At 36.9% G+C, this 13522-nt stretch carries 11 protein-coding genes; 7 read left to right on the plus strand and 4 right to left on the minus strand.

Annotation, left to right across the window (positions count from 1 at the left end; all coding sequences use genetic code 11):
• Positions 1-35: 35 nt before the first annotated feature.
• From AC5SR4_RS12700 to guaB, 5 genes are all read left to right on the plus strand, one after another.
• Positions 36-563: an FMN-binding protein gene (locus AC5SR4_RS12700; RefSeq protein ID WP_495356646.1), complete on the plus strand. Its 528-nt coding sequence runs from the start codon at positions 36-38 to the stop codon at positions 561-563.
• Positions 564-1058, plus strand: a complete 495-nt coding sequence (locus tag AC5SR4_RS12705; protein ID WP_495356648.1) for an Aq_1264-related membrane protein — start codon at positions 564-566, stop codon at positions 1056-1058.
• An 82-nt stretch (positions 1059-1140) separates the two neighbouring features.
• Positions 1141-3870 carry an outer membrane beta-barrel protein gene (locus AC5SR4_RS12710; RefSeq protein ID WP_495356650.1) on the plus strand — a complete coding sequence of 910 codons (2730 nt, stop codon included), beginning with the start codon at positions 1141-1143 and terminating at the stop codon, positions 3868-3870.
• Positions 3871-3929: 59 nt separating this feature from the next.
• Complete coding sequence (locus AC5SR4_RS12715; RefSeq protein WP_495356651.1) at positions 3930-4634, plus strand: Insecticidal toxin complex protein; 705 nt, start codon at positions 3930-3932, stop codon at positions 4632-4634.
• Between the two features lie 68 nt (positions 4635-4702).
• Positions 4703-6175 (plus strand): IMP dehydrogenase, encoded by a 1473-nt coding sequence (guaB, locus tag AC5SR4_RS12720; RefSeq protein WP_495356652.1) that lies wholly within the window; start codon positions 4703-4705, stop codon positions 6173-6175.
• A 24-nt stretch (positions 6176-6199) separates the two neighbouring features.
• Here guaB and AC5SR4_RS12725 read toward each other — a convergent pair whose 3' ends face one another.
• The 4 genes from AC5SR4_RS12725 to AC5SR4_RS12740 all read right to left on the minus strand — a co-directional run bounded on the left by AC5SR4_RS12725 (position 6200) and on the right by AC5SR4_RS12740 (position 10981).
• Positions 6200-6604: an HU family DNA-binding protein gene (locus AC5SR4_RS12725; protein ID WP_495356653.1), complete on the minus strand. Its 405-nt coding sequence runs from the start codon at positions 6602-6604 to the stop codon at positions 6200-6202.
• A 303-nt stretch (positions 6605-6907) separates the two neighbouring features.
• The gene (locus AC5SR4_RS12730) at positions 6908-9448 is read right to left on the minus strand and encodes a TonB-dependent receptor plug domain-containing protein (protein WP_495356654.1); all 2541 of its coding nucleotides are present in this window, start codon (positions 9446-9448) and stop codon (positions 6908-6910) included.
• Positions 9441-10349, minus strand: coding sequence for a FecR family protein (locus tag AC5SR4_RS12735; RefSeq protein ID WP_495356655.1), 909 nt, complete (start codon positions 10347-10349; stop codon positions 9441-9443). The genes AC5SR4_RS12730 and AC5SR4_RS12735 overlap by 8 nt, the downstream gene beginning before the upstream one ends.
• A gap of 110 nt (positions 10350-10459) precedes the next feature.
• Positions 10460-10981: an RNA polymerase sigma factor gene (locus AC5SR4_RS12740; protein WP_495356656.1), complete on the minus strand. Its 522-nt coding sequence runs from the start codon at positions 10979-10981 to the stop codon at positions 10460-10462.
• A gap of 411 nt (positions 10982-11392) precedes the next feature.
• Between AC5SR4_RS12740 and AC5SR4_RS12745 the strand changes: the two genes are divergently transcribed.
• Together AC5SR4_RS12745 and AC5SR4_RS12750 are read left to right on the plus strand one after the other, a co-directional pair.
• Positions 11393-12445 carry a hypothetical protein gene (locus AC5SR4_RS12745; protein ID WP_495356657.1) on the plus strand — a complete coding sequence of 351 codons (1053 nt, stop codon included), beginning with the start codon at positions 11393-11395 and terminating at the stop codon, positions 12443-12445.
• A gap of 189 nt (positions 12446-12634) precedes the next feature.
• Positions 12635-13405 (plus strand): membrane metalloprotease, encoded by a 771-nt coding sequence (locus AC5SR4_RS12750; protein ID WP_495356658.1) that lies wholly within the window; start codon positions 12635-12637, stop codon positions 13403-13405.
• The last annotated feature ends 117 nt before the right edge of the window (positions 13406-13522 follow it).

Genomic DNA, 13522 nt, shown 5'->3' on the forward strand with positions numbered 1-13522 from the left:
GTTTTAAAAAGCAAATAAATCAATATTTTTGCAGTATGAATTTTAAACAGGTATTCTTTTTATTAGCACTATTTATACTAGGATCTTTTACCAACCACAAAGGGTTTAGTAAAAAAGTAGATAAAGAGATTAAAGAAGCCTTTAATATTGAAAGCTATGCGTGTACTTCTGTGGTCATAGCAAAGGATGTAAAGCAACAATTGCCAGCAACCATTACCGACAATAATTTTTTTAAATTAGAGGTTGATAACAAGCTTATTGGCTATGTGTATTTAGGAAGTGCACCCAGTAAAACAGATACTTTTGATTATTTGGTATTGCTAGACACCGATTTAATTGTGGTTAAAACCAAAATACTGGCATATCGTGAAGATTACGGGGGAGAAATAGGCAGTAAACGTTGGCTAAGGCAATTTACAGGCAAGACACAAGACGATACCTTAACCTATAACAATAGTATAGTGGCCATTTCTGGGGCTACCATATCGGTACGGTCTATGACAACTTCAATGAACAACCTATTAAAGTCTTTAAAAATACTTCACAAAAAAAACATACTCTAAATGCAGTTTAACGGTTTAATACTATCACTTCCAAAAGAAATTAAGCTATTAATTGGGGTCTTTGTTATAGTGTTAAGTATTGGATTTTATACGGGGCTATTGTTTGTTGGCGAAACCTCTTCGGCAAACCCCAATGGCATTGAAGAACAATATTTAGGAAACGAGGATGATGAAAATGCCACGGTTATGCGCTTTAAAAAAAGCGAAAAAGAAATGCTTACTTTGGTGCACAACCATATATTATCAATGTCCATCATCTTTTTTTTAGTGGGCTTGCTTATCTCCATAACCAAACTCAACAAGAAACTAAAATTGTTTTTAATGGTAGAACCTTTAGTATCAGTTATTCTAACATTTGGCGGGCTCTATCTGCTCTGGACTGGTATTTTATGGATGAAATATGTAGTTATGTTTTCAGGAACCCTCATGACATTAAGTTATACCCTGGCCGTTATTATTATTTTAAGTCAGGTTCTTCAAAAAAATAACACCTGATTTTAAAGTTCGTTTAAACTATTGGTCCATTGTTAAGTCTAAATGGGTAATATAATATAAGAACTCAATCAGAAAAGACACATTGAAGGCCCTAACTTATATCCTACTTTTTTTCACATCATTTGCATTTGCCCAAAAATTCACTCTAGAAGGTCTTGTTAAAGATCAAGACTCAATAGTCTTAGATGGGGCTACAGTATATCTACAAAGCGTAAGTGACAGTGTTCCCATTTCCTATGGTATTACAAATAAAGACGGTAAATTTTCATTGCAAGTGAATGCGGAAGACGAGACCAAAGCCATTTTCAATATCGCCTATTTAGGCTATAAACCTTATCAAAAGGATATTGCCGTTCCAGAGGGCAATCTGTTTGATATGGGCACCATTATTTTAGAAGACCAAGTCGAGGAACTAAATGTGGTTTCTATTATAGGAAAGGCACCACCCGTAGTTATTAAAAAAGACACTATTGAATATAATGCAGATAGTTTTAAAACCATGCCTAACGATAAGGTGGAAGACCTGTTAAAGAAGCTTCCAGGTGTAGAGGTAGATGTTGATGGCAACATTACAGTAAATGGAATAGAAGTAGAAGCCGTAAATGTAGATGGTATGCGCTTTTTTGGAGAGAAGAAAGGCGATATTGCCGTGAAGAATATCCCCAGCAACGTCATTAGTAAAGTACAGGTAACCGATTATAAAACAGACCAACAAAAGTTTACAGGGGAAGAATCAGATTCTGGTACCAAGGAAATCAATCTAAAAATAAAGAAAGGTAAGAACAAAGCCCATTTTGGAGATGTTAATTTAGGTTATGGTACTGATGAGAAATACCAGGCAAACACCAATGTGTTTCAATTAATAGAAGGAAAACAGTTGGGTCTTATTGCCGGTAGCAATAATATTAATATGTCTAGGGGCTTTAATTCGTTGCCAGATGCCAATTCCAGTACAGGTTATATAGAATCGGATTTTATTGGGGCCAATTTTTCAAAGGGCAAATGGAATGAAACCAGTATTAGTTCAAATTACAGATACAGTGCCCAAAATACAGATAATGCCCAAAAAAGCTACACCGAAAACTTCTTGCCCGATTTTAATTATATTACAAATGCCACTAGCAGTGGGTATAATGATTCAGATAAGCACAATGGAGGACTGGTATTAAAGTTTATGCCAAAGGCAAAAAATAAAATAGAAAGGCAAAGGCTTGTACAGATATTAAACAAAACCAGTTTTGATTTGGGGAACAATGAATCATTCTCAACAGTAAACAGAACATCTGAATATACCAATGGCGATTTAGTAAGCGATTATTTTTCTACCAGTGCCTCTAAGCGTTCAGATTATAGCATTAGCAACGAATTTGAAGTAACTGCTATAACAGGAGAGAAGCATGATTTTTTTAATATAGGACTTAGTACCAATTTTGGTAAACAAGACAGTGAGAGCTCTAATTATTCCTTAAATGCCTTAGAGAGTAGTGCAGAAGATATTGTTCAAGACCAAATTTCAAATGCAGATAATACAAACTCCCGAATTGGTGTAAATGCACGATGGCGAAAAGAATTGTTGCCCAATTTTAGAGTAATGCCAAGATATAATGTATCTGTAAATACACAAAAGGATAAAAAGGATATATATGATTATGATAGTGATACAGATGCGTATACTGATTTTAACGACCAAATTAGTATAGATAGTCGTTACATAGCTACCACCGTGAGGCCAGGATTAAAGTTGCAATATGATTATAAAAAATTCCGTTTTGAACTAGAAGGCACCTACACAAATACTTTTAGGAAGTATGAAGATTATATTATCGCAGCTCGAAATTTTAAAAATGATTTTCAATATACTACCTTATCAGGGCGTATTCGTTTTGGTGAAAATGATGATTATCAAAGAATTACTTTAGATTATAACCAAGGTGTAGACTTGCCCTCAATTGGTCAGTTACAACCCATTGCCAATGTTAGTAACATTACCCATATTGTAACAGGAAATCCACTCTTGGAACCTGCCGTGAGGCATAATATTAATTTTAGGTACCAAAATAATTTAGCCTTTTATAACATTAACATTACGGCCGATGCCCAAGCAGAACTTGTTCAGGATAAAATAATAAATTCAACTATTACCGATACAGATCTCATTAAATATACCACCTACGAAAACATTGATGGTGACTACAGTGTGTCGGGTAATGCAGCCATATCCAAATCCTATTTCAGTAAAAAAACAAATTTCAGCATCAATTTAAGGTTTAATACCAATTACAGAAACATAAGGTCTATACAAAATGCTGTAAAATACACTGCAAAAACAGGACTTGTAAAGCCCGGCATATCACTAAGCTATTCTTATGATAAAAAGATTGATGTTGATGCCACATATAGCTATGCATTAACCAACACACGTTACGATACCGATACGTTTAACAACAACACCTATTTTGTTCAGTACTTAAGGCTTGGGTCTTCCTTGTTCTTTCTTAAAGATGCTTTTTTAACCAATAAATTAACCTATAGGTACAATAGTAGAGTAGGAGACGATTTTGATGGCGCAGCTATTTTTTGGAATGCCGGCTTGGGCGTAGAACTATGGAATAATAAAGCAACATTAACACTGGTGGGATATGATATCCTTGGCAAGAACAATGGTTATAACAGATCTGTTACAGAAAGCGCCATACAAGATGTGGAAAACAAAATACTGGAACAGTACTTTATGCTAACCTTTAGTTACAAGTTTGGCCGTTTTGCAGGACAAAGAATTAATGTTGGGCATGTAAGGGGTAGAGGGCGTTAGGGTAATAATTAATAGCCACAAACAAAAAGCAACGGTATTTTCTTGTATTTTTAATGAGTATGAAACCGTATTGCTTTTTATTAACAATAATTTTAAGTGTTTCCATGTATGCCAAGGAATGGAAAAGCTTGGGCGCCTATCAAAAAGCAACAAAACAACAAAAACTTTCTCCATCAGATTGGTTAAAATTTGATAGAGTGCATAACACCTTAGTATGGCAAAACGCAAATCGTTACAACCTAAATAATAACCTACCAGAAGCGTATCAACGCATTAAAGAGCGCCGCGATTTTTATAAGTGGCTAAACGAAGTCTTAGAAAACAAGGGCCATGATATTGTTTGGGTAAAAATGGCTTATTTTATTTCGAGTAAATTGCATTTGGTAGAAACCTTTCCTTATGTTTTGTTTTCCAGTAAAAGTGCATTGCATTATGCTAGGTTGGGAAGTGTATCGGTGTTTAACCATGCTTTTCCAATGCTTAAGTCTGCATATAATCTAGAAGCCCCCTTAACGGGTAACGCAGCTAAGACATGGGATCGCTACATTATACATCAGGAACAATACGTGTGGATTGCGCCTATTTATGATAAAATGGATCGTAGGAGCCTAAAGAAATTGGAAAACATCGCCAAACGAAAATTTATTTATGCTTGGTTTGTTCCCAAAGATCTCATGTTTAAAGGAGATTTATCTAATGTAGCATCCAGATTTAAGTATGCCATGGAAGTCTTAAAGCCCTATTGTGAAAACAGCTTTAAATAATGCTTTTAATTTGCGTTTTAAAACGAAAAAAAGTGTAAATTTGCACGCAATTATAACGTAATTGCATCATGACTGCACATCAAAATAAAATACTAGGAGAAGGGCTAACCTACGACGATGTTCTTTTAGTTCCAGCATTCTCAGAAGTACTTCCACGCGAGGTTAATATTCAAACAAAGTTTACACGTAATATCACCATTAATGTCCCGATTATTTCAGCAGCTATGGATACTGTTACTGAAAGCAAAATGGCCATTGCCATGGCGCGCGAGGGTGGCATAGGTGTATTGCATAAAAACATGACCATTGAGGCGCAGGCCCTTAAGGTAAGACGCGTAAAACGTGCCGAAAGTGGTATGATTATAGATCCCGTAACCTTACCATTAACAGCTACCGTACTAGATGCCAAAATGAACATGGCCGAACACAGCATTGGGGGTATTCCCATTGTAGACGAAGCAGGTACCTTAAAGGGTATTGTTACCAATCGTGATTTACGTTTTGAGCATGATAAAAAGCGTCCTATCGCTGAGGTTATGACCAGTGAAAATTTAGTAACCGCAGGTGTTGGAACGTCGTTAAAAGATGCAGAGATCATTCTTCAACAACATAAAATAGAAAAGTTACTCATTGTAGATGATGACTATAAACTTTCCGGATTAATTACGTTTAGAGATATTACGAAGTTGAGCCAGAAACCTTTTGCCAACAAAGATGAATACGGACGTTTACGCGTAGCCGCAGCCATTGGTGTTACTGCCGATGCGGTGGACCGTGCCGAAGCGCTTGTAAACGCGGGTGTAGATGCCGTAGTAATTGATACAGCACATGGCCATACCAAAGGTGTGGTAGGGGTGTTAAAAGCTATAAAGGCTAAGTTTCCGGAGTTAGACGTTATTGTTGGTAATATTGCAACAGGTACTGCTGCCAAGTATTTAGTAGAAGCCGGTGCCGATGCGGTTAAAGTGGGCATAGGCCCAGGGTCTATTTGTACCACGCGTGTGGTTGCAGGTGTCGGGTTTCCACAGTTTTCAGCCGTATTGGAAGTAGCTGCAGCCATTAAAGGCTCTGGTGTACCAGTAATAGCCGATGGCGGTATTCGCTATACAGGCGATATCCCTAAAGCCATAGCAGCAGGTGCCGATTGTGTGATGTTAGGATCTTTGTTAGCAGGTACCAAAGAATCGCCGGGGGAAACCATTATATATGAAGGCCGAAAGTTTAAGTCCTATCGTGGTATGGGTTCTGTAGAAGCTATGAAAGAAGGTAGTAAAGACCGTTATTTCCAAGATGTTGAGGACGATATTAAGAAACTGGTTCCGGAAGGGATTGTAGGTCGTGTACCGTACAAAGGTGATCTTTACGAAAGCATCCACCAATTTATAGGCGGCTTACGTGCTGGTATGGGGTACTGTGGTGCTAAGGATATTGAAGCTTTGAAAGAAAACGGACAATTCATTAAGATTACTTCCAGCGGTATTAATGAGAGTCACCCACACGATGTGACCATTACCAAAGAATCGCCTAATTATTCCAGATAATAATGCAAAATAAAAGAAGGGAGCTTAACGATAGGATCGACTCCCTTCTTTATATACTTTAAATCCTAATTTCAACCATTTTTTAATCTTTGTAGACGGTTGAAAATTCAAATGGAATTTCTTAATACTTTTCTTAACGGACAGGTTCTCTGGATTAGATTCGGCTTTACATTTAAAACCGATTTTAAATTTCCCAAGATTATCTAGGTCTACAATCTTGCCTTCTTCTAAATGTTGCTGCAGTTTATCAGCCATGGCGTGCAGGGCAAACTTAACATCTATGGAGGTTAAAGAACATTCTCTACTAATTTCTTCGCAAATATCATCAATAGTCACTACACCTCTGCTAACAGCTTGCATGATGTATTGCGTCTTTTTTTGGTTGCCAATGGTATTTTTTCGTCTTGTGATTCGGTAGCGTAAGGACATGTTTGTAATTTTATAATTTGTGGTCCTAAAAATACAGATTGTATATGAAATTTGAAATAAATTTCGTATATTTAAGATACACCTAATGTTTTAGGTACTTTCCCAATGTTTCCAAATTATTGTAGTATTTCTTAAAAAATATACTAGTATAAACTTAAAAATATACTAGTATTTTTTATGTAATTATACTAGTATATTTAAATCGGTACCTAGTATGTCCGGAGTCATAACATAGTAAGGATGGAGTCATGCATACGTAAGGAGTAAACGCGTGATGCCTATGTAGTGCTTTACGCGTAAGCCCTAAAACTTAATTCGAAAACTAATATTGGGTGTAAGACCAATGGACAGATTGTCAATTTCAATCGCACGGTTGGAGTCTTCAGGGTCCACTTCATAATAGCGATTGATGGTATTTTTTTTATCCGTTAAATTGATAACTCCTGCGGTTAAAGACCCACGCGTTTTTTCGGATACATTAAAACTGTATTTTAACGATGCATCCAGTCTCATAAAATCATCTAAATTTTCGCTATTTGGGGTATCGTAATTTACCACTGTATTATTACCGTCCTGTATAGTCTCATTACCTGCAACAGGTTTTGTATAGGGTTGTCCCGAACGCCAAATACTGCCCAACGATACTTCTAAATTTTGTAAAACATTATAATTAAATGCAAACGATGCCGAATGCCTGATGTCTACATTATTGGGAAATACCGACGGTGTTAAACTTTTAAACTCATAATCGTTAACACTGTAAGTGTAACTTAGCCAAGTACTATAGGTTTGTGCGGTTTTGTTAATTAAAAACTCCACGCCTTTAGCCGTATAGCTGCCCGTAGCATCCAAATATTGAAAGTTGTTATAAAATCCTTGATTAGAAACAGTAATGCCATCTACAACCTTATAAAAGCCCTCAAGATCAATAAGTAGATTGTTGTGGTTAAATTCAAACCCAAAAGATCCTTGCTTACTTTTTGATATGGGGATGGTTTCCTCGTTGGCCAAAATCCAACGGCGGTTCTCAACCCCAAGAAAATCGTCTTGAAAATCTATAATTTGGGTAGCCGATTGGTTTTTAAATTCCCCTTGCAGCTTTAAGGCAAATAGATTGCTTAGCTTTTGCCTAAAGTTTAACCGAGGTTCTATAATAAATTTGCTGAACTTTTGAAAGTAGTTGCCCCGCAACCCCAATCTTAAATAAGTACCGTTTTCTTTGTATTCCAACTCACTAAACAGGGCATGATTAAGCAATACGCTCTTTTTGGTTTTATCATAAGATGGCGCACTTACTGTAGTTTCATTTAAAATACCCAACTCGCTAAACTGGTAACCGTTTATAAGGTTAAGGGTGTTGTTTATTTTTAATTGGGTTTTAAGCTTAATACCCGTTTCTATTACCTCATTGGCCTGGGTTAATTTTTGGTCAGTTTCAATTCTGTAATCTGTAGCATCCACATTGTATTTAGAATAAAACGCATTCACATCCATAGTTAGCCTAGAGTGCCATTGCGCATGCCAACTGGCGCCAGCCCCTAAGTTTTTCTGTCTTAAATTACTGGTTTTAGATTCTGTTTCATCATTACTATTCGTGTAACTTTCTTTGTAATCCAGATTATTGTTAATACCAATAAAGTTAACCCTAAAAGTATGGTGGTCGTTGAGGTCGAACAATAACTTAGCCGTATAGTCGTAAAAATAAAATTCTGATGCCCGGTTGCTCTCACTAATATTATCGCTATTGGTGGTTATTTCACTGTCTTGAAAACTACGCTCAAAATAATTATCATAGGTTGGCGACGTCACTAGGTCTGTAAACGAGCGGCGGCCCGACACATGTATGGCCAATTTTTTACTAAGGGGAATTTCCAGAAAGGCATCGGCATGAATAAGATTGGCCCCAATACCACCAGTAAAACTTTCCCCGATATCATTTTTAGTAAACATATTTATGGTACTGGACACCCCGTCGCTAAATTCACTGGGCGTACCATTTTTAGTTACTTCCACCTTGTTGGTTAAATTAGGGTTGTATGCTGAAATAAGACCGAAGAAATGTCCTGAATGGTACATTTTAATACCATCCCACAAGATCAGGTTTTGATCGTTCGTGCCACCCCTAACATTAATGTTGGCAATGCTTTCGTTAACACTTTCCACACCGGGTAGGGCTTGTATAGACTGCAGGATGTCTGGGTCGGTTAAGCCAGGCAAGATTCCAAATTGCTCTGTATTTAAAACCGTACTTCCATCAAGCTTCTTTTGGAGCCCCGTAGTTAAAAACTTAGATATTAATATAAGATTAAGGGCTTCTTGCTGCTCTGCCATAACCAGTGTTTTACAAGTTTTATTGAACCATAGGTCTTTGGCATTTAATGTAAGTGTTTCATAGCCCAAAAACGATATGATTAAGGTTTGGTCAATGCCCACACCTGTCAGTTCAAAATGGCCGTTTACATCGGTAATAGCGCCCTTGGTTGTATTAGCTATTAGTACAGATGCCCCTACCAAGGGGGTATTATTGGTAGTAGCAAGTAGGGTACCACAAATGGTAATGGTTTTGTTTATAGTAGATACAGTAATGTACCGTGCATCCAAAAATTTAAAATTCAGTAGGGTACCGTCGTTAAGTGCCTGTATAGCTTCTTGCAGTGTAGCCGTTTCACTGGGGGCAGTTACCAAAATGCCGTTAACATCATTTAAAGAATAGGAAAACTTAACATTAAACTTAGCCTCAATACCTTGCATAGCCTCCAATAGGGGTATGCCTTCTTGCGTTTGTAACCCCAAGGCTGTGTTAATGCATAACAAACAAGCAACCAGTATCTTTGTACTATTCATAGTTATAAAACTGTACGTTGTTACCATTTATTTTATAGCTAAGCTTTAATGGAATAGTAACAGCTTGTAAAGCTATATTTTTATCGGTGTGTGTAAAACTTCCTGAAAATGGTTTAGACACATCAACTTTTGAAGCATCGATGGTTAGGCCGTACTGTATTTCCAGTTCGTTAATTACTTGCCAAAGCGGAACATTATCAAAAGAAGACTCTTTGGTTAGCCATGAAGGACTAGCGGCATTAAAATCATTTACCAAAACCACGGCACCATTTACTACCCTAAAGGCTTTACCGGGTGTTAATAGCGTTTCTTTGTTGTTATAAGTCACCTTAACAGCCCCCTCATAGCATTGCACTTCAAAGTACTTGTCACGTTCCTTTACGTTAAATTGCGTACCTACAACTTGTACAGTACCGGCACTGGTATTTACTGTAAAAGTACTTCCCTTGGTAACCTTAAAGAAGGCTTCGCCTACCAAGCGCAAGCGCCTGCGGCGTTTCCAATCCTTTTTGTTAAAGTCTAGTTGAGAGGCAGCATTCAATATCACTTCCGATTGGTCGGGGAGGTTAAAAGTCTCCGTTTGTGCTACTGCGGTAGTATAAGATTTTGTATTGTTAAAGAACACAAAATAAGAAGCCGTAAGTAGAATTGCCAACATAGCGGCTATCTTTAAAAACGATCTAGCGTTTAATGGGATAACTTTTGGGGCTGTCTTTTTAAGCGAGCGTGTTTTAAAATCGGCCAAGGCTTGTTGGGCATCCACTTTAGGCACCGCTATTTGCTTGGCATAAAAGCCTAGCTTTTCAAGGGCCTTAAAATCTTCTTCAGGATACCGTTGCTTCATGGTTTCTGTAGAAAGCTGGCCTTCAAACCATTTTAATATGTCTTTTTCCTTGCTCACTTTTCGTTTTTAGTTTTTCACCTGCCTTTTCGGCAGGCAGGCTTTTCGTTTTTAGTTTTTCACTTTTCACTACTAAGACACCTACACCCTAATTTACCCTACGCTAAATCCTAAATCGTTACGCCTTCTAACTTATTTCTCAGTATTTTAAGGGCGGCAGACATCTTTTTTTCTACCGTTTTTTGTGATATATCAAGCATTTCGGCAATTTCTCTATATTTTTTATCTTCAATTCTGTTTAACAGAAAAATTTCACGTTGGTCATCACTTAAATCTGCAATCGCTGCATTAAGCTTTTCTTTAAACTCTTCTTCTTGCATTACGTACTCGGGACTTAAATTTGTTTTATCCATATAAGGTGCTTCCTTGGCATAATTAAAAACGACCTTTTGGTGGCGCATGGCATTTAAAAACAAATTATTAACCGTAGTAAATAAATAGGTCTTAGCCTTATTAAAGTCTATTTTAGAACAGTTTTCCCATATTTTGGCAAAGGCATCCTGCACATAATCTAACGCAGCAGCATGGTCGCCACATTTATAAAAAGCAAAATTATTTACAGCTTGTATATGTTCTAAATAAAAAGCGTTAAAATGTGATTCTTCGCAAAGTTTATGTTTAGGGGTGTTCATAAATTACTTATATCCTGTAGATTTGTCACAAAAATAGGAATAAATATTTTGGAAACAATAATAGCCACGAACCCGCCTGCCGGACGGACAGGTACACGAATCTTTGGTTTTTTTATACGGTTTTCCACATCTTTGGCGTAACCTACCAAGAAGTTATTTGTGTATCTGCCTGCAGGCAAGGCAGGTTTGTGGCACTTTTAGAGATGTATGCACACAGAGGTAAAACAAAAAAAAACAGCATGCTTTAAATAGGTGTATATGTCTGTAAATCAGCGTAAAACGTAATTTGGGTTAAAAAAAAATAAAAAAACCGTAGGGTAAATTAGGGTGTAGGAGTCTTAAGGACAGAAAAGCGAAACAATCGCTGTGAAAAAGAAACGTTTAATATAAACCCTAAAAAAACAGAATATCATGAAAACTTTAAAATTATTTACAACATTAGTATTCATATCAATTTTAACACTAACATCTTGTCAAGATGAAATTGATAATGAAAACGGACAAAACCCGAACACCAATTCGGCAAACTCTGAAACCGCCAGTAATTTAGAACGTACTTCTATGTACGATGGTAGTTTTGATGACTTTTTAGATGGACTTTCTTGTGCTTCTATCGTATTACCTGCTACCGCCACAGTAAACGGTATTGAGGTGAATTTGCTTAGCCAGGTAGATTATACATTGGTTACCAATATTCTTGGAGAATTTAGTAATGATAACGATGAGGTAATCTTGCAATTTCCATTAACGGTTAAATTAAGTAACTATACCGAAGTGGAAGTTGCTAATCAAACCGAGTATGATGCCCTTTTAGATGCCTGTGTTGAGGCTGAAAACCAAGCAGAAGACGCTATAAGCTGTCTGGAGATCGATTTTCCTATAACCATTTTAACTTATAGTTTAAACTTAGAACAAACAGGAAGTGTTATTATTGAGTCTGAACAGCAATTGTATGGCTACATTAACAATTTGGACGAAGACGATAAGTTTGGTATTAACTACCCCATTACCGCGACCCTAAACAGCGAAACGGTTGTTGAGATTACAAGTGATATGGATTTAAAAAGTAAAATTAGCGAATGTTTGGCCCAAGACGCTATAATGGATGAAGCCAAAGAAGATGCCGAAACCATTAAAACCATTATGGCAGAAAGCACATTTAAAGTGCAATCTTTTGTAAATGCTGGCGTAGACAAGGCTAATGATTATGCCGACTATACCATAGAATTTGCAAACGACTTTACTTGTAAAGCCATTAATATAGTAAATGCATTAGCTAGTGATGTGGAAGGTACTTATGAAGTAGCCTCAGAAACAGAGGTGTTTGTAACTATCATGTTTAGTAACAATGCCACATTTCAATTGCTAAATAGTACATGGGAAGTAACGAATTACACCGAAAATTCCATTTCCCTTAAAAGCAGTACAGATGCTGCTGTAACTCTAGTTTTAAATAAGGTTTAAAAAACTAGATAGCCATCTGCTACTTATGGTTAGGTTAGGTGCAGCCGTCAAAAAATACTTTGACGGCTGTATTATTAGTATAAGTTTAAAAGTTATAATGATGTCAGCCTGACAATTGAAATACATTTAGATGCTTTTAAAATTAAATTTTTTAATCTTTGTATATTTGAATCCTTGAATCCAAATCAAATGAAAATAAAATATATCCCCTTACTGCTATTAATCCTATTTATAAGTGCCTGTACCAGAGATGATATGGGTAACGGAGGTGATAACGCCGATATCACCTTAGCTAATAAAAAAACAACAGGAACTTCGGGAGCCGACCTTTTAACGGATATCACGTTTAAAAGCATGGTTATAGAAGCCGTATATGTAGAAGGTTTTGGGCCTACGCAAACAGCACTGGATAATTTTAAGGCTTTTATAGAAGCCCGAGCTTATAAGCCCAACGGGATAACCATTCAAAAAAGAGCCATTGCATCTCCAGGAAATACAGCGTATTCTTTAGAGTCCATTAGAGATATAGAAGACGCCAACAGAACACAATATAATACCGAAAGCACTATTGCCGTATGGGTGTTTTTTACAGACGGGAAGTCTGATAAAGATACCAACGACAAAGTGGTTTTAGGAACCGCCTATAGAAACACCTCCTTTGTTATCTTTGAAAAAACCATTCAAGGTTTAAGCAATTCGCCCTTAGAACCCAATAGAAACTTATTGGAAACTACGGTTATTACCCATGAATTTTGCCATATTCTGGGTTTAACAAACTTTGGCACCCCTATGCAAACCGACCATGAAGATACAGAACACTCTAACCATTGCAATGTTGAAAGTTGTTTAATGCATTGGACAACCGCAACAGGATCTGGACTTTCTAACATGGCAGGGGCTAGTGCTCCACAATTAGACGCACAATGTATTGCCGATTTACAGGCCATTGGGGGGAAATAAGATTGTATGTTAGACCGCTTCGCTACTAGATGTTAGATCGCTTCGCTACTAGATGTTAGACCGCTTCGCTACTAGATGTTAGATCGCTTCGCTACTAGATGTTAGACCGCTTCGCTA

Source organism: Aestuariibaculum scopimerae (assembly GCF_059428085.1).

Bases quoted from the DNA above. Each gene is read 5' to 3' on its own strand.
- AC5SR4_RS12700 (WP_495356646.1), top strand. From the start codon at position 36: ATGAATTTTAAACAGGTATTCTTTTTATTAGCACTATTTATACTAGGA.
- AC5SR4_RS12705 (WP_495356648.1), top strand. From the start codon at position 564: ATGCAGTTTAACGGTTTAATACTATCACTTCCAAAAGAAATTAAGCTA.
- AC5SR4_RS12715 (WP_495356651.1), top strand. From the start codon at position 3,930: ATGAAACCGTATTGCTTTTTATTAACAATAATTTTAAGTGTTTCCATG.
- guaB (WP_495356652.1), top strand. From the start codon at position 4,703: ATGACTGCACATCAAAATAAAATACTAGGAGAAGGGCTAACCTACGAC.
- AC5SR4_RS12725 (WP_495356653.1), bottom strand. From the start codon at position 6,604: ATGTCCTTACGCTACCGAATCACAAGACGAAAAAATACCATTGGCAAC.
- AC5SR4_RS12730 (WP_495356654.1), bottom strand. From the start codon at position 9,448: ATGAATAGTACAAAGATACTGGTTGCTTGTTTGTTATGCATTAACACA.
- AC5SR4_RS12740 (WP_495356656.1), bottom strand. From the start codon at position 10,981: ATGAACACCCCTAAACATAAACTTTGCGAAGAATCACATTTTAACGCT.
- AC5SR4_RS12745 (WP_495356657.1), top strand. From the start codon at position 11,393: ATGAAAACTTTAAAATTATTTACAACATTAGTATTCATATCAATTTTA.
- AC5SR4_RS12750 (WP_495356658.1), top strand. From the start codon at position 12,635: ATGAAAATAAAATATATCCCCTTACTGCTATTAATCCTATTTATAAGT.